Below are 26971 nucleotides of genomic sequence, written 5' to 3' on the forward strand. Positions count from 1 at the left end.
ATTATTCGTAATTTTTGCTAGGTTAATCTTTGCAAAAATTGCACTGTAATTAAATTAAAGCTGCCAACACTTTACGTTAACGTAAAATGTTATTCAACTAATGATAGACGAATGATTGATAAATGACGAGAGAGGGACTGGAAAGTTAACTATACAATATAAAGTGATATTTAAAATCATATAGTTAACTCAAATATTATACTGGAATTAATTAAAATTCTCATTAATTTCAAGGGGAACAACAGTTAATAATGCACGTTGGCCTAGTGCTACATCTGCATTTGGAAAAATAATCGCTTCACCATCTACATCTGCGTAATAACAGGTCTGACCATCTTTGGCGAGCAGTTCGCCTTTTGCAAAGCCTGTAAAATTCACGGCATCATCAGAAAATGGGAAAGAAAAATCCTGCTCTGTGCGATTTATTGAACGATGGACAGAGAACAGCTCAAAATCATCTGCATTAAATTGCTTGTAGTTAACTTCATTTTGAGTAATTAATGCAATTAATGTATCTTTGGTTTTGGCAAAGCGAGACATATCATTTTCACCAAAAGGTTTTACCTGGCCAAGTTCTACGGTGAACGAGTCTGCGCCGTGTATATAAGAAGAGTAATAACTGAATGTAGTAGCGGCAGACTTCATCATCAATACAGTATTTACACCACAACTGAGTAAAAACTGCAGCTGAGATTTTTTCCACGGTTTACCATGCATAAAAGGATACACTGCAAATTTGTCGTTTTTCGAGCCTCTTATCGCAGTATGTAAATCGTAATGATAGCGTTCACGTTGTTGACCACCACGATTATAAAAATCAGTCACGTACTGTTCGAGTTGTGCCGCCCGTTTTCGTTCATTATTCATAGGTATACCATCAACTGTATGATGGCCATTAAATAAACGGTTTAAGTTTTCTTCAACAAACCGTTTACCAATATTGATTGACTGCGGATTACCGTAAATAAACAAAACCCTTTGTGCGAGTGTAAGTTTACCACTGATAATACTTTTAATTAGCGCATCACATATTTCAATTGGAGCTGTTTCATTTCCATGAATAGCACTTGATAGTACAACGTCTTTTGTGGTGTCGCATGTTGGTTGGAATTCGATAACCCCTGTATCATGTACATTTACTTTTGTACCGTTTGCCAAGGTGAATTCACCTGGGTCTAAATGCCATTCATTTTCTCGGCTTAATGTAAGGAAATCCCCTGAGCTTTTTAATTCTTCTATATAATCTGATGTGGCTGACATGTTCATCGCCTTTTGTGTGGAGTAAATACAAAAACGGCTGAAAGAATCAGCCATTTTTAAAATTATGCGCAATATTAACTAATTACAGAATCAACTAGCTTTTTAGCTTCTTTTTCTAGCAAGGCTAAGTGCTCTTCACCTTTAAAAGATTCTAAATAAATTTTATAGATATCTTCTGTACCCGATGGACGTGCTGCAAACCAACCGTTTTCAGTCACAACCTTAAGGCCGCCAATAGCAGCATTATTACCTGGCGCGTGCGTTAATTTTTGTAAAATTGGCTCACCTGCTAATGTATCCGCAGTGACATCTTGCGCACTTAATGCTTTTAAACGCTGTTTCTGTTGTGCCGTTGCTGGTGCATCAATACGCTTATATAAAGGCGCACCAAATTCTTGCTCAAGCTCTTTATAAAGTGCTGATGGCGTTTTACCTGTCACAGCTATAATTTCAGCAGCAAGTAAGCCCATGATAAAACCGTCTTTATCTGTATTCCATACCGTGCCGTCTAAACGTAAAAACGACGCGCCTGCACTTTCTTCACCACCAAATGCGAGTGATCCTTCGTTTAGGCCCTCTACAAACCATTTGAAGCCAACAGGCACTTCTTTGACTTGACGATTATTACGTTCGACTACGCGATCAATCATCGCACTTGACACTAACGTTTTGCCGATTTGAACATCACTAGACCAATTACGGTGATTAAGTAAATAATCTATCGCAACGGCTAAGAAATGGTTTGGATTCATTAAACCATCAGGGGTCACAATGCCATGGCGGTCATAGTCAGGGTCGTTACCAATACCAAGGTCGAATTCATCTTTTAACGCGATTAAATTTGTCATTGCATAAGGAGAAGAGCAATCCATGCGAATTTTGCCATCTTTATCTAGCGGCATAAAAGCAAAACGCGGATCAACACTTTCATTCACGACTGTTAGGTCTAAATTAAATTTCTCTGCAATTATTGGCCAAAAGTTAATCCCTGAACCACCAAGTGGATCAATGCCAACTTTCACTTTTGCTTGAGCAATTTTAGCAACATCAACTACATTGACTAAATCGGCAATATACGGTGTCATCAAATCTTGGTACTTTATAAATCCCGAACGAGATGCTTTAGCAAACGGGAATAATTCGACTTCAACTAAGTCTTCTAATAACAACTTGTTGGCTCTGTCTTCAATCCATTTGGTTACGTCGGTATCTGCCGGACCACCATTAGGTGGGTTATATTTGAATCCGCCATCTTCAGGTGGATTGTGTGAAGGCGTCACCACAATGCCATCAGCTAATTCATGTGGGTGGGCTTTATTATGACAAACTACCGCATGACTGATAACAGGTGTCGGTGTGTAATCATCATTTTCTTGTGTAATTACTTGAACTTCGTTAGCGACTAATACTTCAATTGCAGAGTTATAAGCGGCTTCACTTAGGGCATGGGTATCTTTACCTAAAAAAAGCGGACCAAAGATATTGTTTTGTTTTCTGTAATCGCAAATTGCTTGGGTAACAGCAAGGATATGTGATTCATTAAATTTCACATCGTAAGAGCAACCACGATGCCCTGATGTACCAAACGCAACACATTGCTCTGGATTTTGTTCTAAATCTGGCTCATTTAAATAATAAGCCGACACTAATTTTGGTACGTTTACTAAATCAGATTGAGTTGCAGCTTTACCTGCACCTGGATGAATCGCCATTACATTTCCTTATTTGTTATAAGTAATCTCTAATTTGTTCTGCTTGTTCGGCATTATAACCCAAGCCAAGCGCCACTTCGTGCAACATCATTTTCTTTCGTGTTGTATTTGAATTTGTCATGACCCAATATTCACTGTCCGTGATATTTTTTGGATTCATGCTGCTTCCACTATTTACTAAATCTTCTTTACTAGTAGCAAAATAGACACGGTCACGGCCTTGAACATCAAGGACTGCTGAAAAATCGTCTTTGTGTGTGCGGTGTAGTGCAGACAGAATAAATAAAAACCGTCCAACTACGCCCTTTTGCATCGCGAGCTCTTCTTTATTGAGTACATTAAAGACACTAGCGTTTTTTTGCTTCATTTTTGTAACTGGCTTTGTTGGGGTGTCTTCTGTTGTTGCCTGTGCGGCGGTAGTATCACTTTGCGATGTAGCATCTACCTCTGCGTGGTCCTGCTCAACGTTGTCAGTTGTTTGTTCAATATCGCCGTTAAGGTTTAATAAACGACGTAAAATAGTTGATGCACTTTCGCCAATACTTTGCGTATTACTCGCAATGTATTGATACAACTCGTCGTCTATGTCAATTTTTTTCATGTTATTCCTGTCGTTACGGGTCATATTTTTTCATTCAGCTTGATTATACCCAAAGCTGATTTAATTCTCTATGTTTTGCAATTTGTTATTTCACTAGGCAAACTAAGCACACTTTTATTGGAGACCACAATGCTATTAAATTATAAACAATCGGGCCAAGGTTTGCCTGTTATTCTTATACATGGTCTATTCGGCTCACTTGAAAACCTGAACGTCATTGCCAACTCATTGGCTGAAAATTTTCTCGTCATCAACGTAGACTTGCGTAACCATGGACGCTCAGCACACAGCGAAACCATGGACTATGCCAGTATGAGCCAAGATATCATAGAGCTTATGCAGTATTTAAATATAGATAAAGCACATTTTATTGGTCACTCGATGGGCGGAAAAGTCGCTATGCAAGTGGCTCATTTATATCCTGAAAAAGTCAGCCGTTTAGTCGTTCTCGATATCGCACCTGTTGCCTATCAAGCACGTCATACAAGTATTTTTAAAGCCCTTAATAATGTTGCTAATCAAGCCATTAATGATAGAAAACACGCTGATACTGTTATGCAAGAAGATATTAGCGAACTTGGCGTACGCCAGTTTTTACTTAAAAGCTTAGCTAAAAATGAACAAGGTACTTTTGCTTGGCGATTCAATTTAGCTGCTTTGAACAATAAATATGAAAATATTTTATCAGATATTAAAGCAAATGATTCTTGTTTATGCGATACTTTGTTTATTAAGGGTAATGACTCTGATTACATATTGCCTCAATATAAAGAAGCAATTATGGCTCGCTTTAAAAATGCGAAGGCAAAAATTATTCACGGCGCAGGCCACTGGCTTCATGCACAAAAGCCTCAAGCCGTGAATAAAGCGATCAGTGATTTTTTACTTGCCGACTAGGCCAAATTTAATCACGTGTTTTTGATCAAGCACACTAAATTATTACGATTTAGTGTGCTATAGTACGCGCCGTTTAATTTAAAGGTTATACGTTGATGGTCAGTCAGTTAATTAACGAATTTGATACCCTTGGGTTGTATTTTGGCTTAGCCGGTGTGTTCTTTTTTATCGGTATGGCTATTCAAGATGTACTAAAACGTGGCAATGTGCCTAAATTTGGTCGTTATATAGTATGGCTTGTACTTTTTTTAGGCTGTTCTGGTTTTATTGCTAAAGGGCTTATTCAAGTTTTTTGGCAAGGCGCAGGTGTAGGGTAACTAACCATGGCTAAATCAGAAACAGACAGAACAACGCTCGATTTATTTGAATACGAAAAACGCCCAGGCAGGCCTAAAACGAACCCCCTCCCTCGGGACATTCAGTTAAAGGTAAATAAACGTAATCAAATAAAAAGAGATAAGGCACGTGGTTTAAAACGTGTTGAATTTAAAGTTTCATCTCAGCTTTATCAGGCGTTAAGTGATATGGCCGATGCACAAAATATTAGCCGCAGTGCACTGATTGAAACGATTTTACAAGAAAGATTGGCTATTGATAGATAAAAGGTTTTAAATTCATGGCAAGTGTAGGTATTTTTTTCGGTAGTGATACAGGTAACACAGAACACGTAGCTAAAATGATCCAAAAAGAATTGGGTAAAAAGCTTGTGGCTGTTCATGATATTGCGAAAAGCTCAAAAGAAGAGATCGCAGAATTTGATTTAATCTTATTTGGCATCCCTACCTGGTATTATGGTGAAGCGCAATGTGACTGGGATGACTTTTTCCCTGAACTTGAAGAGATAGACTTTGATGGCAAACTTGTGGCTATTTTTGGCTGTGGTGACCAAGAAGACTACGCTGAGTACTTCTTAGACGCGATGGGTATGATTAACGATATTGTCACTGAACGTGGTGCTATCGTTGTTGGTCATTGGTCAACAGAAGGCTATGACTTTGAAGCATCTAAAGGCATGGCTGATGATAACCACTTTGTTGGTTTAGGAATTGACGAAGACCGTCAACCAGAGCTGACAGAGCAACGTGTTAAAGCATGGTCTGCCCAAGTGTATGAAGAAATGTGCTTGAGCGAACTTGCTGACTAACAAATTGAAAAAGCGTTAAATGACGCTTTTTAATTATGCTTTTGTTTAGCAATTAAGCTTTCAGATACTTTATTGAAATTGATCTTTGCACTTGAGCGTTTAGCACGTTATTCTAAGCGTTGCTAATGTGTCGTGCACATCTTTTTTAAGGTGTACTAGTATAACCAAATTAAAATTGAGACAGATTTAATGACTGATCACAACTTGGAATTAAAAAAAGCCGGTTTAAAGGTAACTTTACCGCGTATTAAAATTTTAGAGATATTGCAATCTCCAGATAACCAACACATCAGCGCTGAAGATGTTTACAAAATTCTTTTGGATCTAGGCGAAGAAATTGGTCTTGCTACGGTTTACCGTGTTTTGAACCAATTTGATGATGCAGGTATTGTTTCTCGTCACCACTTTGAAGGTGGTAAGTCAGTATTTGAATTATCTGGCAGCACTCACCACGACCACCTTGTTTGCTTGAAGTGCGGCAAAGTTGTTGAGTTTGAAGATGACTTAATTGAACGACGTCAGGTTGAAATCTCTGAAGCAAATGGTATTAAGCTAACTAACCATTCTCTTTACCTTTACGGCGAGTGTACTGACACTGAGGCCTGTAAAGCTTTTGCTGACAGCCAATAATTTAGCTTTATAAATAATAAAAAAAACCTGCTTAAGCAGGTTTTTTTGTGTCTATTACTTTTAGAGCAGAATTACTTCTGCTCTATTTTAGCCCATGAATCACGAAGACCCACAGTTTGATTAAACACTAAGGTTTCAGACTTAGTATCGCGGCTAAAGTAACCTGTTCGCTCAAACTGAAAACCTTGCGCTGGCGTAGCTTTTATAAGTGATGGCTCAAGCTTTGCATTAGGTAAAACAACTAGAGATTCTGGATTTAGTGTAGTTGCAAAATCGTCAGCCGCAGCTGGGTTTGGCACACTAAATAAACGGTCATATAAACGTACTTCAGCTGTAACAGCTTCAGTTGCGCTAACCCAGTGAATCACCCCTTTAACTTTGCGCCCATCACTTGGGTTTTTACCAAGTGTTTCAGGGTCATAGCTACAATATATAGCTGTGATTTCACCATTTTCATCTTTTTCAACGCGGTTCGCTTTGATCACATAAGCACCGCGTAAACGCACTTCTTTATCAAGCACTAAACGTTTAAATTTATTGTTGGCTTCTTCACGGAAGTCTTCGCGTTCAATATAAAGCTCACGTGTGAAAGGCACGTCACGACGACCCATTTCTTCCTTATTTGGGTGATTAGCAACAGACAGTGTTTCAGCGTCATCGCCAAAATTCTCGATCACAACTTTAACAGGATCAAGTACAGCCATTGCACGCGGTGCGTTTTCATTTAGATCTTCACGAATACATGCTTCAAGCATGCCCATTTCAACCATGTTTTCTTGTTTAGTTACGCCAATTCGCAAACAAAACTCGCGAATAGACGCTGGTGTATAACCACGGCGACGAAGACCGGCAATTGTCGGCATACGTGGATCGTCCCAGCCTTCTACGTGCCCATTTACCACTAAGTCGTTTAACTTACGCTTAGACATAATAGTGTATTCAAGGTTTAATCGTGAAAACTCAATTTGCTGTGGATGACATTCTAGACTGATGTTATCAAGTACCCAATCATATAGGCGACGATTATCTTGGAACTCTAACGTACACAAAGAATGAGTAATACCTTCAAGCGCATCTGAAATACAATGCGTGAAATCATACATTGGGTAAATACACCACTTGTCAGCAGTTTGATGGTGATGCGCAAAACGAACACGATAAATAATTGGATCGCGAAGCACCATAAATGAGCTTGCCATATCAATTTTAGCGCGTAATACACATTCACCCTCTTTAAACTCACCATTACGCATTTTTTCAAATAACACGAGGTTCTCTTGCGGTGATGTATCGCGAGTTGGGCTGTTTTTACCAGGTTCTTTTAATGTGCCACGGTATTCACGGGCTTGATCTGCCGTTAAAAAACACACATAAGCCAAGCCTTTTTCAATCAACTCAACCGCATAACCATATAGGGCATCAAAATAGTTAGATGAGTAATTGATTTCACCATCCCATTGAAAGCCTAACCACTGCACGTCTTCTTTTATAGAATTTACATAGTTGATGTCTTCTTTTTCTGGGTTAGTATCATCAAAACGTAAATTACAAAGACCGTTATAATCTTGTGCGATACCAAAATTTAAACAGATCGATTTTGCATGGCCAATATGTAAGAAACCATTAGGCTCTGGTGGAAAACGCGTATGCGTGGTCGCATGCTTTCCTGATGCTAAATCTTCATCAATACGGGTTCTAATAAAATTACTTGGGCGATTCTCAATTTCCGCCATAGGAGTACAATCCTCACATAAGTGCATGGTTACAAAACTACTGCATTATTACAAAAACAACCGTTAACATACAGTAAAACATGTGGGTTTATTACATATATACCCAAGCAACCTCACAAAGTGACACAGGGTTTAAAAATTGGGCTATAAATTGTTCTAGCGCAATAAAAAAGTCATTCAAACAAGTTAAAGTGGCGCCATTAACGAAACAATATTAGGGAATAAATATGGCTTCATTATCGCAACATCGCGTGTACATACCAACGAGTGCTAGAGCAAATCAATACATTCTTGCTGAATTTAAACCAAGCAATAAACTCTACTCACAATTTGAAACGCCGCGGCAATGCTATGAGCGAATCGCAAGGCAGCTATTTGCTCTATGTGATGAATATGAGCTGCACAATGTTCATCTAATCGCCAACGATAAATTACCTGTCGTTAGATTTCACGAAGAATCCTATTGTTTACAAACAAATAAGCAAATATTGTTTTTCTATAACCCTCGTTATCACGAAGCGCATAAGTGTTTTTATGACACTGAGCAAGCAAGTACAAAAATTCGCCTACTATTTTTAGCAACCGGTGATGATTTACGTGCTAACAGTGCTATTTTTCATAATAATGTGAAGAAGGTATTAGACACTTTGCAAGAAAGTATTCTTGATGGCGAGGAGCAATTTAAACTGCGTGACCATCAGCATTTAACTTACGATCTATTTGCTAAAGCGAAAGGTCACAAAGAAAGCTACGGCTACAAACTGCGAGGCTTATATCAACGCTACCAAAGTCGTCATTGTAGTTTACCCGAACACCATAATGAAATGACCTACGCGACCTTTAAAATTCCTGTGACTCGCACCATTAAAACCCAGTTTCAACATTTACTGAACAAGGGAGACTACACCGAGTTTTATGAGCATTTCTACAATGAGTTTGTAAGCCAGTGCGAAGCTAAGCAATTAAATATTGCCGCTATGGTGGCTAATGGCAGTATGCCCATAATTCGAAACAGTAAGATTGACAAAAATGACAGTAACAGTGAACTACAAAAGTTAAGCTTTTCGACCAATGAACAAACCTGCCAGTTCAATCATTACTTTTTAGAGAACAAGCTTGTTGAAACAATGCATTTTATAATTGTGGCCAATGAAAACGATGAACAAGGCATTGGTCATGGGCGTTTTATGAATAAAGTAGAAAGTGTTATTCGTAATATGGTTGAGCCCCTTGCAATTAACAAAGAGCGTCAAGATATCACCGTGCGTTTCTTTCAACATATCAGCTATTATCAATAGCAAATAATTCATAAAGCAGTTTTGCTTCACCCATAAAAAAACCCCAAATAGTTGGGGTTTTTCTGCAAACTTATTTGGCTTAATTATTACGTTGCGCGTCTTTTTGTGCTTTTTTAGCCTCTTTACGCTTTTGTAATACAGCCTGAGCTTCATTACCTATATGCCCTTCCCCGCGCGCTTGAGCTAATTCAATTTGCTTTTGACGTTCAGCAAAACGCGCACGTTGTTCATCGGTCACATCTTCAATACAATGATGGCACGATATCCCTTCCATATACTCAGGTTTTAGCTTTTCTTCTTCAGTGATTGGCATACGACACGCATGACATTGATCGTATGAGCCTTTTTGTAAATCATGATCAACCGCAACGCGATTATCAAAAACAAAGCATTCACCTTGCCACATGGTCTCTTCTTTTGGCACTTCTTCAAGATACTTTAAGATGCCACCTTCAAGGTGGTATACATCATCAAACCCTTGCTCTTTCATATACGCGGTTGATTTTTCACAGCGGATGCCACCAGTGCAAAACATGGCTACTTTTTTATGTTTTGTTGGATCGAGGTTTTCTTTTGCCCATTGTGGGAATTCACGAAATGTTTTTGTATTTGGATCGACTGCGTTTTCAAACGTGCCAATTTCAATTTCATAATCATTACGGGTATCAACAAGGATAACCTCAGGATCTGAAATTAGCGCATTCCAGTCTTTTGGTTTAACGTAACTGCCAACCACTTTAAGTGGGTCGACCCCTTCAACACCCATAGTGACAATTTCTTTTTTTAATTTCACTTTGGTACGGTAAAACGGGCATTCATCATCATAAGACTCTTTAGACACGATATTGTCTAAATTAGGCTGGCTATCAAGCCAAGCAAGTAGATTATCAATGCCTTCACGTTTAGCTGCAACTGTACCATTAATACCTTCGGCAGCAATTAACAACGTACCACGTACATCGTTTTTCTCCATTACATCAAGCAAAGGTTGGCGAAGGTCTTCATATTCAGGTAGGGCAACAAATTTATACAGTGCACACACAACAAAGTGCGCGCTAGTGACATTATCTTTATGAATGGCTGTCATGAGCGTTCCTAATTTTGCTTTTTGATAACCGAATCGTAAATCCGGCGCATTGGGGCGCATATTTTACGCTTTTTCAAATTAAATGCAAAAAAACTAATGATTAACGGGTTTTTACTGTGAGCAATCACCTTGACTGAGCTATAATAGCGGCCAGATTTATGAAGATTTAAATTACTCATTTGGAGATAGACACTTTGCACTTTACTGATCTTGGCATCGATAACCGCCTTGAAACTCAACTTGCGCACCAAGGCATTACTAAGCCTACAGATATTCAGGCTCACGCTGTGCCGACAGCATTGGCTGGCCATGATATTTTTGCTCAATCTAAAACTGGTTCAGGTAAAACATTAGCGTTTTTATTACCTGCCGTTCAGCGTGTCATGAAGCAAAAAGCGCTCAGTAAACGTGACCCACGCGTTTTAATTGTCGCTCCAACTCGCGAGCTTGCCACCCAAGTTTTTACTCAACTTAGGTTACTTATTGCTGGTACCAACATAAAAGCGGTAAAAATACTCGGTGGTGAAAACTTTAATGACCAAATAAAAGCGCTTAGAAATGATCCGCATTTTGTTATTGCTACCCCTGGTCGTTTAGCTGATCACTTAACCCAACGTTCATTGCAGTTGAGTGGTTTAGAATTATTAATTTTCGATGAAGCAGATCGGATACTTGATTTAGGCTTCACTGAACAATTAAAAATGATTAATGATTTGGCCGACCACCGTTTACGCCAAACATTATTGTTTTCAGCAACGCTTGATCACGCCCAAGTTGATGCGCTATCGCGTAATTTACTTAAAAAGCCTAAACAAATAATGCTAAGTGCTGCAAATGAGCAGCATTCTGATATCAAACAGAGCTTATATTTAGCTGATCACTTAGATCATAAAGAAGCGCTATTAGAGCACTTTGTTAAACAAGAAGACGTTGGCCAATGCATTATTTTTACCGCGACACGTGCAGACACAACCAGATTAAGTGAGCTTTTAAATAGTAAAGGGCTCAAAGCACAAGCGCTTGCTGGCGATTTAACACAAAGTAAACGCCTTGAAATCATGGATGCCTTCAGCCGAGAAAACTTCAAAATACTTATTACCACCGATGTTGCCTCTCGCGGCTTAGACTTGTTAAGTGTCACCCATGTTATTAACTTTGACTTACCAAAACATGCTGAAGAATACGTTCATCGTATTGGGCGTACAGGTCGCGCCGGATTTAAAGGCACAGCTATCTCATTGGTCGGTCCTAAAGATTGGCCTAGTTATAAGGCCATTAAATCATTTTTAAATGATGAATTAGAGTTTCACACTGTTGAAGGGCTAACGGGTAAATTTAAAGGCCTGCGGGATAAAAAACCGCAAGTACAGAATAAAATAAACGAAAAAGTAAAACCAAAAGCTAAAGCTGCACCTAAGCGCAAAGCTAAGCCTAAAAAACCTCAAGCCCCAATAAAAGCACCATTAAATATTGATGGTGATGCACCTATGCGCCGTCGTAAAAAGCCAGAGCAGGAATAATTATGAGTTACCTTGGTACAACCCAAACCTTATTTGTTAACGAAGTCAGTAATGAAGGTGCTTACCTTGATGGCCACGATTTAGGCGAAGTTTTTTTACCTAGCCATGAAATTAAACATGAGCTTGAAGCCGGCGATAGCATCAGTGTTTTTATCTTTTTAGATAATGCTAATTTACCGACAGCAACAACTAAAAAACCACACGCACAAGTGGGTGAATACGCTCTACTGCGTGTTAAAGAAATTAATAGCATTGGCGCTTTCTTAGATTGGGGTTTAGACAAAGATGTACTTGCCCCGTTTAATGAACAAAAGCCTCGTATGCAAGAAGGCCACTCCTACTTAGTTCGTCTTTACTTAGATAACGCCAGTTCACGTATTTGTGCTTCTAGCAACTTTAATCGTTTTCTATCAAAAGATGAACCACAATACACAGCCCTTCAGGAAGTTAATTTAATTGTGGCTGGCAAAACGGATATCGGCTACAAAGTATTGATTGAAGAAGCACATTTTGGTGTGGTTTTTTATAATATGGTATTTAAAAACCTGTTTGTTGGTCAAAAGCTCAAAGGCTTTATTCAGAAAGTCCGTGAAGATGGCAAAATAGACGTCATACTTGAAAAACCAGGTATGGGGAAAGTCAGTGAGCTGGGTGAAAAAATCATGCAAAAGCTAAAAGACGAAGGCGGTGTTTTAGCAATTGGTGATAAGTCAGACCCTGAGCTTATTAAAAAGGTGTTCTCTACCAGCAAAGCAAACTACAAAAAAGCCATTGGCGGTTTGTTTAAGCAAGGGTTAATTGATATTGAAGCTAAGTCTATTAGGCTTAAGTAAGCGGTCAGCGGTCAGCGGTCAGCGGTCAGCGGTAATTTAAAATGATATAGAAAAGAGTAAAGTGAAAGCTTTGCTCTTTTTGTTTTATACGCTCCAATGGCAACTATGAGCGATCACCTGTCATTGAAAAGGTTAAATTTATTCCTACTTCTTTGAGTAGGAGCCTAATTTTGTCCGATAACATTATTAAACGCCGTTTTAGTGCAAAAAAACAAGCTCAATTCCTAGCTATTTTAATTATTTGTTTACAATGGTAATTTTTGGTGAAATTATCAGGGTATGTAATATACGCCGTTTTGGTTTGTTATAAACCACCAAAATGGTGTTCAATAAGCTGTTAGAGGATTATGGATAAATCGTATAGTAGCGTACATGAACTAATGCATGAACATTACCTTGAAGGTAGAAATTCAAAGATGTATAAATCTTTGGATTATTTTGCTAGATCTATGCTGGATAAAGCTACGATAGTTAAAAACATAAATAGTGCTAAGGTGCTACGTAAAGTCTGTGATGAAAAAATTGAAGCTGGTGAGCATATGGATAATGAAGATTTTCATCATTTATATATGCTTTTATCCGATTGCTTTGAAGTCATCGTGGACGACCTCATTCTTATGTCTGCGTTTGAAATGCTAATGAAGAGAAAATTGTTGGCAAAAAGTTATGTAATTCACGAAATATCAAAGCCAAATTCTTTGAAAAAGCGGCAAAAAAAAGCACCAATTCACATTAGAACAATTCAATCCCTTACTAAAAAGGGAGAAGAAATTAAATTTGGTGAAAACACGATAGGTGTTGGTTGTTTGGTTAAAGAAGAATATTTAAATAAAACAAAGGCTCCAAATAATATACTCAAAGGACTTGAAAAAGTGCGAGGTAGAAGAAATTTGGTTCACTTTCAGTCAGCTTATGCTTGGAGTGTGGACAAAGAGTTGCTGGACTTCGTTGAATATTTAAATAACGAAATACCAAAAAGTTGAAGAGTAAACATCCTCTAACAAGCCGCTGAAGACGGGACTGCTAATAGCTTGCTCAGTTTCGCTCCGCTTCACATTTTAGCAAGCAATTATCAGCCCCTTAGCGGGGCGTTATGTATCATAAATCGAAAATGGAGTTACGATGTTAAAGTCATTAAAGAAAATCCAATCATTCGGAGTCTACAACAACTTCAGTAGTTCAGCTGATCTTTCGGATTTTAATGATAAAAACATCATTTATGGTTGGAACTATTCAGGTAAAACTACTTTTTCTAGAATCTTCTCAACTTTAGAGCATCGCAATGCCCATCCAGATTATCCGGCCGGAAAATTTACATTTGAGTTAGGTGATGGTACGAAGCTAGATGAGAATAACTTTAAAGATATTGCACCAGTGGTCAGGGTATTCAATTCTGACTTCATTGAAAACAACTTAAGCTGGGATGGAGAGTCTTTCAATCCAATTCTTCTTTTGGGCGAGGACACAATTGAAGCCGAGAAGAAAATTGATAAATATGAAGCTTTGGTTGAAAGATGCAGAACAGGTTACAAGAAAAAGCAAGATGAAGATAAAGAAATCGATAAGTTAATTAGCTCCTTAAAAACCAACACAGCTAAACAGATTAAAAACACACTAAATATCGTAGAAGCTTACACGGCGGCTCATCTAGATAAAACAATAGCCATATTACCCACCCCCATCAACCAATCTTTACTAAGTGATATTGAAGTATCATCTAAGCTGAAGATGGCTTTATCCACTAATAGCGACAGATTGGAAAAGGTTAAAAATATCAGTGTTCCGCTCGGCGCAGGAGAGTTTTTTGATAAATGCAATGCAAAACTTAAGGAGACTCCCGCCTTTTCTTCAGTTATTGAATATCTGAGGGATAATCCATCAATTTCGAATTGGATTGAAACTGGGTTATCTATCAATGAAGGTAAGGAAAGTTGTGAATTCTGTGGTGGAAAAATTGATGAAGAGAGAATTAAAGGTTTTAAATTACACTTTTCTAAAGACCTAGCTAAATATAAAGGAGAATTAAAGGGGCTTATTAGAAGTGCTGAGAAACTTCCAATGGCTTATGTACACTTGAACGAAAATCAGTTGTATCCAGAGTTTAGAGCTAACATTAACGAATTTAATAGCAATATAGAAACATCAATTAAGAATTATAACAATCAAATTGAGGAGCTGATAAACAGACTTAAAGAGAAGCATGATGCGCCATTTTTAGAAGTTAATAAAATCTCTTATTCTAAAGCTCATGAAAGCTTAGTCAAAGATTCGTTAAAACAACTAAATGAGGCAATTGATCAATCCAATAAGGCTACTGAAGACTTTGATGGCCAGAAGAAAAAGGCTATAGATGAGTTGAAAAAGCACTATGCTGCGACTTTTTTGATCGATAACAAAATAGAGGAAAAGAAATCTAAGCGAGCGCTATATTCATCTCATAAAGAAAAATATAGAAATATAGCTGAGAATCTTAAAGCTGAAATTCAAGAATTACAGGCTTCAATAAGTAAGGCTCAAAAAGGTAGAGAAATTATCAATGAGTATATATCTGAATTTCTTGGTCGTGATGAAATTAGAATTGATGTAGTTGAAATAGACGGGTATGAAAGGTTTAGGCTGTCTAGAGAAGGGAGTATCGCCAAAAACCTAAGTGAAGGTGAAAAATCTGCGATTGCATTTTCATTCTTTTTAACAAAGTTAGGCGAGATTAAAGAGCTTAATCAAGCTATTGTGTATATCGATGACCCGATTTCGAGTCTTGATAGTAACCACATATTTCAAGTGAACGCATTGATTAAGGAGTATTTCTTCGGAAAAGTAAAAAATCCTGATAATGGTTCTGTTCAATGGCAATGCAAATGTAAGCAACTTTTTATATCGACTCATAATTTTGAGTTTTTCTCTTTACTAAAAGAGTTGCCACTGGGTAATAAGAAAAGTGCGTTCTTTCAAATCAAGAGAGTTTCTGGCAAGGAATCCAAAATCGTCAACTTACCAAAATCAATCGAGATGTATTCCTCAGAGTATCACTACCTTTTTAGTATAATTCATCGATTCCATAAAAGTGAAGATAAAGAAAACCTAGAGCTACTATTGTCGATTCCAAACGCAGTTAGACGATTTGTTGAACTATACACATACTCCAGAATACCAAGTTTTACCAGAGACACAGTCGATCAGCGTGCAGAACAATTATTTGGAGCACAGGAATCTAAAAGGATATTGAAAGTGCTACATTATTTTAGTCACTTGAACAATATCGAGCGATTGGCCAATAATTCAGATTTAATCTGTGATATAGGTAATGCTGTCGAGGATATAATTAAACATCTTCAAGCAGATAAAGCTCACTATGAGGCTCTATTAACGTCTGTAGCATAGCATGCATAATCGGGTAGCTGGAGGTCTCTAACCTCCAGCCCCCACACCACCCATCAAGCGCTTTTTATTAGCAGGAAGTGCAATGGGCGGTTCATCTCCCGTAATGAATATTGATCCAAATATCTCTCAATGACACTAAACCTTGTGAAGCCAAGTTGTCATTGCCTTGTGCTAGGTTTACGCCACTACCGTCAGTAGCAATTCTTATCCTTCAGCGTATCCAGTGATCTAAATCCACCGTTAGCTGATAAGCGTTGGCTATTAGGTAGTAGTGTCCTCAGGCGCGCAAATACTTTTGAGCCTAGAACCTGTATCACTCTTAAGCGCAGCGTCTCTTAACCTCTTTGTGAATCATTTACTAAATTTTTTGCAAAATAAAAGTGGGTAATGGGGTCGTGTCTTGCCTTTTGCCATTTTGTGTTTTAAATGACCGCAACTGGCATATTCATCACCAAATGATTAAGTTTAGGTATCTATAAACAAAAGAGCAAAGTAAATACTTTGCTCTTTGTTCTTAGTACTAGTACTAATACTAATTAAAATAACGCTTGTTTATTTTAACGAGTCATTAATTTCTTTAAGAACTGCGACAGGATCTGCGGATTGTGTGATCGGGCGCCCAACAACTAGGTAATCACTTCCATCATCAATGGCTTGTTTTGGCGTCATAATGCGCTTTTGGTCGCCAGCATCACTGCCTGCTGGGCGAATACCTGGGGTGACAAGTTTAAAATCTTCACCTAGCTCTGCTTTTAATTGCTTGGCTTCTTGTGCTGAGCACACTACCCCGTCAAGGCCTGACTCTTTTGCAAGCTTGGCTAAATAGATTACTTGTTCCGCAGGTGTTTTCTCGACACCTAATCGTTTAAGTTCAGCTTCATCCATACTGGTTAATACAGTGACCGCAATTAATAATGGTGTTTTATCACCAAACTGCTCAAGCGCTTGTTTAGCTTTCGTCATCATTTCTACGCCACCGCTGGCGTGAACATTAACCATCCATACACCCATTTTAGCCGCGGCAGTAACCGCTTTTGCTATCGTGTTAGGAATATCATGGAATTTTAAATCTAGAAAAACATCAAACCCTAGATCAATGAGCTCTTTTACAAACGCCGGCCCAAAATAGGTAAACATTTCTTTGCCTACTTTTAATCTGCAACTATCTGGAGAAAGTTGTTTTACAAAATTTAAGGCTGTTTGCTGATCATCGTAATCAAGGGCGATAAGAACTTTTTTTGATTGTTCGAGAGACATAACTTTCCTAACAAGAATGAAAATATAAGTAAAATTAAAAACCGTCTATGCCACGGCTCGGCACTATGGTTTCCCAGTGCTTACACGAAGGACACACCCAATAAATAGTGTGGCTAGTAAAACCGCAGTGCTGGCACTGAAAGTCTGGTTTAGTTGCTATATAGGACGTAACTAAGTTATCAATTTGGTCGAGCACTTCTTTAATATCATGATTTTGCTTAGCTAATAACTGCAATAAAAAACTAAAACCACGAATTGTCGGCTGGCGTTTTAAACTATCTGTTAAAAACTTAATTGCTTGTTCTGTATGCCCTTGCTCTAATAAAGCTTGGCAATGCTTTATTTTTATTAAAACGCCACCTTTATCAAGTAGTTGTACTAGCAGCTCGTGAAATTGGTGGGTTAAATTTAACTGACTGTAACTATGCGCTAAATCGTCAATAAATAGTGGAGCGAAAAACGTAAAGTTGGTAATTAGTTCGCGCCAATAGTAAATGGCTTTTACGTAATCTTCTTTAGCAAAAGCTGACTTTCCAAGCTCGAATAATGGCCTCATGGCTTTTTGGTTTAAGCTAATTGCTTTTCGCATAATCTGCGGGTCGTTTTCAAGCAATGCAGCTTCACAGTAAAAATTAGCAATCGCTTTAAAATGTTGAGGTTTTGAAAATAAATCGCTATGGGCTTCAAACATATTAATGCCTTTTTCCCACTCACGTGTTTGTGCATACAAGGTAAGGATAGGCTCAAGCGCTTCACTTTGATTCGCTTTAACCAGCCATACTAAATGCTCTTCTGCACCATCTAAAAGTCCAGCCATAATATAGTCTTCAGCAAGCTCTAGACGACTAGAAGCTGCTTGCTGTTCATTGAGGCTAGGATGCTTTAACAAAAGTTCATGGATTTTTATTGCACGGTCTAACTCACCACGGCGACGAAACATGGTCGCAAGTGTTGAATAATGCTCTACAGAGTCCGCTGCAACTTCTAACAGATTAATGAGGTGTTCAAGGCCTTGATCTTCTTCTCTATCGAGCAAGAATTTTAAACCTTTACTGTATTCTGAGGTGATCTGACGGTTTAATTGATGAGCTTGGTTTTTAGCACTGTTTTTACCCATGATCCAGCCATAACCAGCCGCAACAGGTAAAAGTAAAAACAAAAGCTCAATCATAGTTAGGTGTCTTTATTGGCAACAAGCTTATTATTATTTTTTTCAGGCGCTAATTTTTTTTTCAAACGATAATTTTGCCACTTCAATTGTGAAAACAATTTAAAGCTAATAAAACAACCAATTGCGACACCTAAAGCAAAGCAGATACTAATTATCATTGCTAAGGGTAATGTATTACTAGCAATAATATAATTAATTTGTACCAACTGTGGATTCTGTGAACCAAGTACAAATGCAAAAATTAAGCATATTGCTACCAAGATTACTTTTAATACCCGAAACAAGTAACTACTCCTGCTGGTAACTAGGCAATGCTCGCGTTAACGCGATCTCTAAGCTCTTTACCTGGTTTAAAATGAGGTACATGTTTACCGTCTAATTCAACCGTATCACCTGTTTTAGGGTTGCGGCCAGTGCGCGGTGAACGAAAATGCAATGAGAAACTACCAAAGCCACGGATCTCAATACGATCTGAGCTTGATAATGAGCCGGCCATTTGTTCAAGAATTTCTTTAACAGCATTTTCAACATCTTTCACAGGTACGTGTGCATGTTGCTCGGCAAGTTGTTCTATCAATTCTGACTTAGTCATAGCGTTTCCTTAAAAAGAGATAAAGGAAGGGCAACACTGCCCTTCCAATTATTAAGACTGATTAATTAGTCTTTTTGTGCATTTGCGAATGCAGCAGCCATTGCGTTTTCGAACACTGGCTCTTCTTTCTTAAGCTTTTCTAGTACTTCTTTCTCTTCTGCTTCGAAAAGAGCTTTAACTGAAAGGCTTAAAGTGCGGTTCTTACGATCAACACCAACATATTTCACTTCAACTTCGTCGCCTACAGAAACAACAGTAGTTGCATCTTCAACGCGCTCTTGAGCGATATCAGCTACACGGATGTAACCTTCAACGCCTTCGATAAGTTCAACAGTTGCGCCTTTCGCATCAACTTCTGTCACTTTACCTTTAACAATAGCACCTTTTTTGTTTGCATCAAGGTAGTTATTGAATGGGTCAGCTTCGATTTGTTTAACACCTAGAGAGATACGTTCACGCTCTGGGTCAACTTGCAATACGATAGCAGTGATTTCGTCGCCTTTCTTGAATTCACGTACAGCGTCTTCGCCAGGTGTGTTCCAAGAAATGTCTGAAAGGTGTACAAGACCATCAATACCACCGTCAAGACCGATAAAGATACCGAAGTCAGTGATTGATTTGATCTTACCAGTAACTTGGTCGCCTTTGTTTTGAAGACGAGCAAATTCTTGCCAAGGATTAGCAATACATTGCTTAAGACCAAGAGAAATACGACGACGCTCTTCGTCGATTTCAAGAACCATAACTTCAACAGTGTCGCCAAGGCTAACAACTTTTGAAGGATGGATGTTCTTGTTAGTCCAATCCATTTCAGAAACGTGTACTAGACCTTCAACGCCTTCTTCGATTTCTACGAAGCAACCGTAATCTGTAAGGTTAGTTACACGGCCAGAAAGTTTAGAACCTTCAGGGTAACGACCAGCGATAGCTGCCCATGGATCTTCGCCAAGCTGTTTAAGGCCTAGAGATACACGAGTTTTCTCTTTGTCGAATTTAAGAACTTTAACTGCGATTTCGTCGCCAACATTAACGATTTCTGAAGGATGCTTAACACGCTTCCACGCCATATCAGTGATGTGTAGTAGACCATCAACACCACCAAGGTCAACGAATGCACCGTAGTCAGTAAGGTTCTTAACGATACCTTTAACTTCTTGACCTTCAACAAGGTTAGCAAGAAGCTCTTCACGTTCTTGTGAGTTTTCAGATTCGATAACTGCACGACGTGAAACAACAACGTTGTTACGTTTTTGGTCAAGCTTGATTACTTTGAATTCAAGCTCTTTGCCTTCAAGGTGAGTTGTGTCACGTACTGGACGAACATCAACAAGTGAACCAGGTAGGAAAGCACGGATTGAATCAACTTCAACTGTGAAACCGCCTTTAACTTTACCGTTGATAACACCAGTAACAGTTTCTTGCTCTTCACATGCTTTCTCAAGACGGATCCACGCTTCGTGACGCTTCGCTTTCTCACGAGAAAGGATAGTTTCACCGAAACCGTCTTCGATTGCATCTAGTGCAACATCTACTTCGTCGCCAACTGCAACTTCTAGTTCACCAGCAGCATTTTTGAATTGCTCTGCAGGGATAGCACTTTCTGATTTAAGACCAGCATCTACAAGTACAATGTTATTCTCGATAGAGATTACTGTACCTTTAACAATAGAGCCTTGCTCTGCTTCAAAACCCTTTAGGCTTTCTTCAAATAACTGCGCAAAATTTTCTGACATACGAATATACGTCTCATATATTTAATACCAATAAGCAACCATGCTGCATGGGGTTGTTAAAATAGCACTGGCATCCTGCTGGCGCATGTAAAAATGTGTTTACTTTCTGCTAGGAAGTTTACCTTCAGAAACCGCAGCATCCAATAAAGTCATAACTTTATCAAACACTTGCTGTGCATTGAGCTCACTTGTATCAAGTTCAATAGCATCTTCTGCTGGTACAAGCGGCGCAACTTCACGATTCATATCGCGTTCGTCACGAGCTTGAATATCTTCTAATAGACCACTTAGTGTAACATCAAGACCGCGTTCATTCAACTCAACATAACGTCTACGGGCGCGTTCTTGTGCACTGGCAGTTAAATAAATTTTTAATGGTGCATCTGGGAATACCACAGTCCCCATATCACGACCATCCGCAATTAAGCCACTTTCGGTTCGAAAAGCACGCTGACGGCGAAGTAGTGCTTCTCTCACTCGTGGTAAAGCCGCTACTTTTGATGCAGCAGCACCAACTTCTTCATTACGAATAGTGGTTGATACATCTTCGCCTTCAAGAATAACCTTTCCAGCATTGGTCTGACTATCAACTAAAAACTGCACATCCAGATTGGCAGCTAAAGGCACCAATGCCTCTTCGTTGTCCAATGCAATTTGATGATGAAGTGCCGCCAGTGATAACACACGATAAATCGCGCCACTGTCTAAAACATCCCATCCTAATTTATCGGCTAACAAGCGACAAACAGTTCCTTTACCTGAACCACTTGGGCCATCAACGGTGATTACGGGCATTAATAACGCCTGCATTTAAAACCTCCTGCAATGCACACCAAAATAAAACCGCCGTATTATACGCCAGATATTAAAATAGATCCGCTTTTTGTACGCAAGTTTTTATTTTTACGTATTGTAACTATTTACTTACAGACGCTAGTACATTGAAAAACGTTGGAAAAGTTTTATAGGTACATTTAGGATCGTTAATTGTGATTGCTTGACCACCCACTGCCACCATGGCAAAGCACATGGCTATTCTATGGTCATCATAAGTGTCTATGGCCACATCGTTGAATTTAGTTGGTGGCGTTATTTCAATAAAATCTTGACCTTCAATAACCTCAGCCCCCACTTTACGTAGCTCAGTGGCCATGGCATACAATCTATCAGTTTCTTTTACTCGCCAATTATATATATTTCGAATAGCAGTCGGCCCATCGGCAAATAATGCAACGGTGGCAAGAGTCATGGCCGCATCAGGAATTGCATTAGCATCAATGTCGACCCCTTTCAATTGGCCTTTACGCACGACTAATCGCTCATCATACCAATCAATTTGTGCGCCAACCTGCTCCATTACTTTGGCAAAACCAATATCACCTTGAACTGATTTAGCACCCACGCCTTTAATTTCAATTTCACCACCTGCAATAGCCGCTGCGGCAACAAAATATGATGCAGATGAAGCATCACCCTCTACCATAATTCGCTCTACGGCTTGATATTGTTGTGAGCCTTTAACTTTAAAAGATTGATAATTATCATGGCTAACATCAACACCAAAACGCGCCATCACGTCTAAAGTAATGTCGATATATGGTTTTGACACTAAAGTGCCTTTAATTGTGATTGTGGTATCGCCATTAAATAGTGGTGCAGCCATTAATAGAGCTGTTAAAAATTGACTTGAAATACTGCCATCAATTTCAACATTGCCACCATTAATTTGACCACCGGTGATTTTAAGGGGCGGATAATCTAAATACTTTAAGTATTTGATTTCACCACCGAGCGCTTGTAATGCATCAACCAAATGGCCAATTGGGCGCTCTTCCATACGCGGCTCGCCAATTAACTCATACTCACCCTGCACAGCCGCTAGCACGGCTGTTAGAGGTCGATATGCTGTACCTGCGTTACCTAAAAACAAAGGTTCACTTGGCGTTAAAAACTGCCCACCAACGCCTTGTACGGTAGCCACGGTTTTATCTTCATTAAGTTCAACATTAACCCCTAATAATTTAAGGGCGCCAAGCATGTGACGAATATCGTCGCTATCAAGTAAGTTTTCAACAACGGTGGTGCCTTGTGCAAGAGCAGCCAGTAATAATATTCTATTAGATAAACTCTTAGAGCCTGGGAGGGTAACAGTGCCATTTACTGATGATATTGGCTCAAGTCGTAACTGTTCCATTAACTGTTCTCCTGAGCAAATTTAGCCATAAAATCAACCAGCGCTTTTACACCTGCAAGGGGCATTGCATTATAAATACTCGCGCGCATACCACCAACAATTCTATGCCCTTCCAATGCAAGTAAACCCGCGGCTTTAGCTTGAGCTAAAAATTGCTCATTTAAACTTTCGTCATTTAACCAAAATGGTACATTCATGCGAGAGCGGCAATGCTTGGCTACTTTATTATTATAAAATGGCGACTCGTCAATAAAATTATATAACAGCTCGGCTTTTGCTATATTTTGCTGCTCCATGGCTTTAACACCACCGTTTTGCTCAAGCCATTCAAATACTTCAGCGGCTAGGTACCAAGCAAACGTTGGCGGCGTGTTATACATGCTGCCTTGTTTAACTTCCAGGGCATAATCAAAAATCCCCGGCTTTGGTAGGCCTTGGCGTTCAAGCAAACTTTTACGAATGATGACTATTGCAAGCCCTGAAGGGCCGATATTCTTTTGTGCACCGGCATAAATTAGGTCAAACTGGTTCACATCAAATTCGCGAGACAGAATTGTTGATGACATATCAGCGACAATAGGCGCTGTTGGGTGGCTTGGCACATCAAACACTTCAATACCATCAATGGTTTCATTTGGGCAGTAATGAATATATGAAGGATCCTTTGGAAACGACCATTCACTCACTGGCTTAATCGAAAACTGTTCGTTTGTATCATTACGAACATCAAGCTCTTCAACTTGCGTAAACTTTAATGCCTCTGCTACAGCGCCTTTAGACCACACACCATTTTCACAATAAACAGCGGCTTTATCATCCAAATGCAAATTTAAAGGAACAGCTGCAAATTGACCACGGCCACCACCGTGCATAAACAGTACTTCAAACTCATCGCTAATATTCATTAATCGGCGCAAGCTTGCTTCGCATTTTTCAGTTAATGCTAAAAATTCTTTACTACGGTGACTAATTTCCATCACCGAGACACCTAAGTTTTGCCAATCGACAAATTCTTTTTGTGCTTTTTCCATCACAGCTGGCGGTAGCATTGCTGGACCCGCACAAAAATTATATATACTCATTACCTTTCCTCATTCCAGTAATTACTTTTTTTATTTATAAATAAAAAAAGCGGCCGAAGCCGCTTTTTAATGGTCAATGTTATTCAACCGGTGGATTATCACCCGCTTCTTCATTAACCGTTTCGACTATTTCTTCGCTCTCGCCTTCGATAACGTCAAGCTCATCGATTTCGATCTCTTCGATACGTTGTAAACCAACTACTTGCTCTTCGTCAATAGTTCTTATCAAAATAACACCTTGAGTATTACGCCCAACGGTAGAAACTTCGTTTACACGTGTTCGAACAAGCGTACCACGATTAGAGATAATCATGATTTCGTCATTGTCGTCTACTTGTACAGCGCCAACAACAGCACCGTTACGCTCACTCACTTTAATCGATACAACACCTTGTGTTGCACGACTCTTAGATGGGTAATCTTCAAGTAATGTACGCTTACCGTAACCATTTTCAGTCACTGTTAAAATAGCACCATCAGTCTTAGGCACAATCAAGGATACAACACGTTGCTCATCGGCCATCTTGATACCACGAACACCCGTTGCGGTACGACCCATTGGGCGCACACCTTTAAAGCGGATTTCAGGGTTACCATCTTCATCAAGCACAGGGTTACCATTTTCATCAACAACAGCTGTCTCTTCGGCTTCTTTAAAGCGTACAACTTTACCCGCATCAGTAAAGAGCATGATTTCGTTGCTGCCGTCGGTGATATCAACACCGATTAAGCTATCGCCTTCATTAAGATTTACCGCGATGATACCGCTAGCACGTTGACGGCTGTATGCAGTTAGTGGTGTTTTCTTCACTGTACCAAATGCCGTTGCCATGAAGATGTATTTATCTTCTTCGTATTCACGTACCGGTAAGATAGCAGTAATACGCTCATCAGCTTCAAGTGGTAGCAAGTTAACAATTGGTTTACCACGTGCCGCACGACTCGCTAGCGGTAATTGATACACTTTAAGCCAATACAAGCGTCCTGCTGTTGAGAAACACAAAATAGTATCGTGGGTGTTCGCAACCAATAAACGCTCGATGAAGTCTTCATCTTTCATCTTGGTTGCTGATTTACCTTTACCACCACGTCGCTGCGCTTCGTAATCTGATAATGGTTGATACTTCACATACCCTTCGTGAGACAAGGTAACAACAACATCTTCTTCATTGATCAAGTCTTCAAGACTAATATCGTGTGCTGCGGCGTTAATTTCTGTACGACGCTCATCACCGTATTGGTCTTTAATTTCAACCAATTCGTCACGAATAACTTCCATTAAACGCTCTGGTGATGCCAAGATATGTAATAACTCAGCAATTAAATCTAACAACGTTTGGTATTCGTTTAAGATTTTTTCATGTTCAAGACCTGTTAGCTTGTGTAAGCGTAGATCTAGAATTGCTTGAGCTTGCTGCTCAGAAATATAATATTGACCGTCACGGATACCTAAGTCATCTGCTAACCAATCAGGGCGTGCAACGTTTGCTTCACCTGCTTTTTCAAGCATCGACTTAACGTTACCTAACTCCCAAGGGCGTGCTGTTAATGCGGCTTTAGCTTCTGCTGGTGTCGGTGATTTACGAATTAATTCGATAATCGGGTCGATATTCGCAAGCGCGATAGCTAAACCTTCAAGCGTGTGAGCACGGTCACGGGCTTTACGTAAGTCAAACACGGTACGACGCGTAACCACTTCACGGCGGTGAATGATAAACGCTTCAAGCATTTCTTTTAAGTTAAAGCATTTAGGCTGGTTATTGATCAAAGCAACCATGTTCATACCAAACACTGTTTGAAGCTGTGTTTGTGCATATAGGTTATTAAGAATAACTTCGCCTACATCACCACGTTTGATCTCGATAACGATACGCATACCGTCTTTATCAGATTCATCACGTAATGCACTAATGCCTTCGATTTTCTTATCTTTTACAAGCTCAGCAATTTTTTCAATCAAACGCGCTTTGTTTACTTGATAAGGAATTTCATGAACGATAATGGTCTCACGACCTGACTTTTCGTCCACTTCAATTTCAGCACGAGCACGGATATACACTTTACCACGGCCGGTTAAATAAGCTTGTTCAATGCCTTTTTTACCGTTAATGATTGCCGCAGTTGGGAAATCAGGACCAGGAATGTATTCAATTAACTCATGAATAGTTAAATCTGGGTTTTGTATTAAAGCCAAACAGCCATTAATAACCTCAGATAAGTTGTGTGGCGGTATATTTGTTGCCATACCAACGGCAATACCTGATGAACCATTCACTAATAGGTTAGGAACTTTCGTTGGTAACACATCTGGGATTTGCTCAGTACCATCATAGTTAGGTACAAAGTCTACGGTCTCTTTCTCAAGATCGGCTAATAATTCATGCGACATTTTTGCCATACGTACTTCGGTATAACGCATTGCTGCCGCTGAGTCACCATCAACAGAACCAAAGTTACCTTGGCCGTCTACTAACATATAACGTAAAGAGAATGGCTGGGCCATACGGACTATGGTGTCATAAACCGCACTGTCGCCATGGGGATGGTATTTACCAATTACGTCACCGACAACACGTGCCGATTTTTTATATGGTTTATTCCAATCATTACTAAGCTCGTTCATTGCAAACAAAACGCGGCGGTGAACTGGCTTTAAACCATCACGCACGTCAGGCAATGCACGTCCAACAATTACGCTCATCGCGTAATCTAGATAGGACGTTTTTAACTCGTCTTCAATATTGACTGGCAGAATTTCATTGGCGAGATCAGTCATTTGATATCACATTCCTTCAGTATTAACTCACAAAGTGCCGTTTTAAAGGCGCTATAGAGTATTTGTTGTT

Annotated in this window: 24 protein-coding genes; 10 read left to right on the forward strand and 14 right to left on the reverse strand. The window is 39.2% G+C overall.

Annotation, left to right across the window (positions count from 1 at the left end; translation table 11 throughout):
* Positions 1-207 precede the first annotated feature (207 nt).
* From astE to seqA, 3 genes are all read right to left on the reverse strand, one after another.
* On the reverse strand, positions 208-1260 hold the full coding sequence (gene astE, locus B5G52_RS08265; protein WP_087532182.1) for a succinylglutamate desuccinylase: 1053 nt from the start codon (positions 1258-1260) through the stop codon (positions 208-210).
* Positions 1261-1334: 74 nt separating this feature from the next.
* On the reverse strand, positions 1335-2972 hold the full coding sequence (gene pgm / locus B5G52_RS08270) for a phosphoglucomutase (alpha-D-glucose-1,6-bisphosphate-dependent) (protein ID WP_087532183.1): 1638 nt from the start codon (positions 2970-2972) through the stop codon (positions 1335-1337).
* 16 nt (positions 2973-2988) lie between these two features.
* On the reverse strand, positions 2989-3573 hold the full coding sequence (gene seqA / locus B5G52_RS08275) for a replication initiation negative regulator SeqA (RefSeq protein WP_087532184.1): 585 nt from the start codon (positions 3571-3573) through the stop codon (positions 2989-2991).
* A 129-nt stretch (positions 3574-3702) separates the two neighbouring features.
* On the opposite strand from seqA, the gene B5G52_RS08280 reads away from it, so the two are divergent.
* The 5 genes from B5G52_RS08280 to fur all read left to right on the forward strand — a co-directional run bounded on the left by B5G52_RS08280 (position 3703) and on the right by fur (position 6244).
* Positions 3703-4470, forward strand: a complete 768-nt coding sequence (locus B5G52_RS08280) for an alpha/beta fold hydrolase (protein WP_087532185.1) — start codon at positions 3703-3705, stop codon at positions 4468-4470.
* Between the two features lie 95 nt (positions 4471-4565).
* Positions 4566-4787, forward strand: coding sequence for a DUF2788 domain-containing protein (locus tag B5G52_RS08285; RefSeq protein WP_064666161.1), 222 nt, complete (start codon positions 4566-4568; stop codon positions 4785-4787).
* Between the two features lie 6 nt (positions 4788-4793).
* The gene (gene ybfE / locus B5G52_RS08290) at positions 4794-5072 is read left to right on the forward strand and encodes a LexA regulated protein (protein WP_058558703.1); all 279 of its coding nucleotides are present in this window, start codon (positions 4794-4796) and stop codon (positions 5070-5072) included.
* Between the two features lie 14 nt (positions 5073-5086).
* Positions 5087-5614 carry a flavodoxin FldA gene (gene fldA / locus B5G52_RS08295; protein WP_087532186.1) on the forward strand — a complete coding sequence of 176 codons (528 nt, stop codon included), beginning with the start codon at positions 5087-5089 and terminating at the stop codon, positions 5612-5614.
* Positions 5615-5803: 189 nt separating this feature from the next.
* Positions 5804-6244, forward strand: a complete 441-nt coding sequence (gene fur / locus B5G52_RS08300) for a ferric iron uptake transcriptional regulator (protein WP_087532187.1) — start codon at positions 5804-5806, stop codon at positions 6242-6244.
* A gap of 71 nt (positions 6245-6315) precedes the next feature.
* Here the strand turns inward: fur and glnS are convergent, their stop codons facing one another.
* A complete protein-coding gene (gene glnS, locus B5G52_RS08305) occupies positions 6316-7977 on the reverse strand; it encodes a glutamine--tRNA ligase (protein ID WP_087532188.1) in 1662 nt (553 codons plus the stop codon).
* A 227-nt stretch (positions 7978-8204) separates the two neighbouring features.
* On the opposite strand from glnS, the gene B5G52_RS08310 reads away from it, so the two are divergent.
* Positions 8205-9275, forward strand: coding sequence for a DUF3083 family protein (locus B5G52_RS08310; protein ID WP_087532189.1), 1071 nt, complete (start codon positions 8205-8207; stop codon positions 9273-9275).
* A 79-nt stretch (positions 9276-9354) separates the two neighbouring features.
* Here the strand turns inward: B5G52_RS08310 and B5G52_RS08315 are convergent, their stop codons facing one another.
* Positions 9355-10362 (reverse strand): rhodanese-related sulfurtransferase, encoded by a 1008-nt coding sequence (locus B5G52_RS08315; RefSeq protein WP_087532190.1) that lies wholly within the window; start codon positions 10360-10362, stop codon positions 9355-9357.
* Positions 10363-10556: 194 nt separating this feature from the next.
* On the opposite strand from B5G52_RS08315, the gene B5G52_RS08320 reads away from it, so the two are divergent.
* The 4 genes from B5G52_RS08320 to B5G52_RS08335 all read left to right on the forward strand — a co-directional run bounded on the left by B5G52_RS08320 (position 10557) and on the right by B5G52_RS08335 (position 16096).
* On the forward strand, positions 10557-11882 hold the full coding sequence (locus B5G52_RS08320; RefSeq protein ID WP_087532191.1) for a DEAD/DEAH box helicase: 1326 nt from the start codon (positions 10557-10559) through the stop codon (positions 11880-11882).
* A gap of 2 nt (positions 11883-11884) precedes the next feature.
* Positions 11885-12715, forward strand: coding sequence for a S1 RNA-binding domain-containing protein (locus tag B5G52_RS08325; protein ID WP_087532192.1), 831 nt, complete (start codon positions 11885-11887; stop codon positions 12713-12715).
* Between the two features lie 347 nt (positions 12716-13062).
* Positions 13063-13698: a hypothetical protein gene (locus B5G52_RS08330; protein ID WP_087532193.1), complete on the forward strand. Its 636-nt coding sequence runs from the start codon at positions 13063-13065 to the stop codon at positions 13696-13698.
* Positions 13699-13837: 139 nt separating this feature from the next.
* Positions 13838-16096, forward strand: coding sequence for an AAA family ATPase (locus B5G52_RS08335; protein WP_087532194.1), 2259 nt, complete (start codon positions 13838-13840; stop codon positions 16094-16096).
* Positions 16097-16648: 552 nt separating this feature from the next.
* Here the strand turns inward: B5G52_RS08335 and pyrF are convergent.
* From pyrF to gyrA, 9 genes are all read right to left on the reverse strand, one after another.
* Positions 16649-17353, reverse strand: coding sequence for an orotidine-5'-phosphate decarboxylase (gene pyrF, locus B5G52_RS08345; protein ID WP_087532195.1), 705 nt, complete (start codon positions 17351-17353; stop codon positions 16649-16651).
* Positions 17354-17387: 34 nt separating this feature from the next.
* On the reverse strand, positions 17388-18524 hold the full coding sequence (gene lapB, locus B5G52_RS08350; RefSeq protein WP_087532196.1) for a lipopolysaccharide assembly protein LapB: 1137 nt from the start codon (positions 18522-18524) through the stop codon (positions 17388-17390).
* A gap of 2 nt (positions 18525-18526) precedes the next feature.
* Positions 18527-18808, reverse strand: a complete 282-nt coding sequence (locus B5G52_RS08355; protein WP_087532198.1) for a lipopolysaccharide assembly protein LapA domain-containing protein — start codon at positions 18806-18808, stop codon at positions 18527-18529.
* A 20-nt stretch (positions 18809-18828) separates the two neighbouring features.
* Positions 18829-19116 (reverse strand): integration host factor subunit beta, encoded by a 288-nt coding sequence (gene ihfB, locus B5G52_RS08360; protein WP_087532199.1) that lies wholly within the window; start codon positions 19114-19116, stop codon positions 18829-18831.
* Positions 19117-19181: 65 nt separating this feature from the next.
* On the reverse strand, positions 19182-20849 hold the full coding sequence (gene rpsA, locus B5G52_RS08365) for a 30S ribosomal protein S1 (RefSeq protein WP_087532200.1): 1668 nt from the start codon (positions 20847-20849) through the stop codon (positions 19182-19184).
* Positions 20850-20948: 99 nt separating this feature from the next.
* Positions 20949-21659, reverse strand: a complete 711-nt coding sequence (gene cmk, locus B5G52_RS08370; protein ID WP_087532202.1) for a (d)CMP kinase — start codon at positions 21657-21659, stop codon at positions 20949-20951.
* A 106-nt stretch (positions 21660-21765) separates the two neighbouring features.
* Complete coding sequence (gene aroA, locus B5G52_RS08375; protein WP_087532203.1) at positions 21766-23043, reverse strand: 3-phosphoshikimate 1-carboxyvinyltransferase; 1278 nt, start codon at positions 23041-23043, stop codon at positions 21766-21768.
* Positions 23043-24125 carry a 3-phosphoserine/phosphohydroxythreonine transaminase gene (gene serC / locus B5G52_RS08380; RefSeq protein ID WP_087532204.1) on the reverse strand — a complete coding sequence of 361 codons (1083 nt, stop codon included), beginning with the start codon at positions 24123-24125 and terminating at the stop codon, positions 23043-23045. The genes aroA and serC overlap by 1 nt, the downstream gene beginning before the upstream one ends.
* A gap of 79 nt (positions 24126-24204) precedes the next feature.
* The gene (gene gyrA, locus B5G52_RS08385; protein ID WP_087532205.1) at positions 24205-26901 is read right to left on the reverse strand and encodes a DNA topoisomerase (ATP-hydrolyzing) subunit A; all 2697 of its coding nucleotides are present in this window, start codon (positions 26899-26901) and stop codon (positions 24205-24207) included.
* Between the last annotated feature and the right edge of the window lie 70 nt (positions 26902-26971).

It is taken from the genome of Pseudoalteromonas sp. A601 (assembly GCF_002165575.1).
In the GTDB taxonomy this organism is placed as follows: domain Bacteria; phylum Pseudomonadota; class Gammaproteobacteria; order Enterobacterales; family Alteromonadaceae; genus Pseudoalteromonas.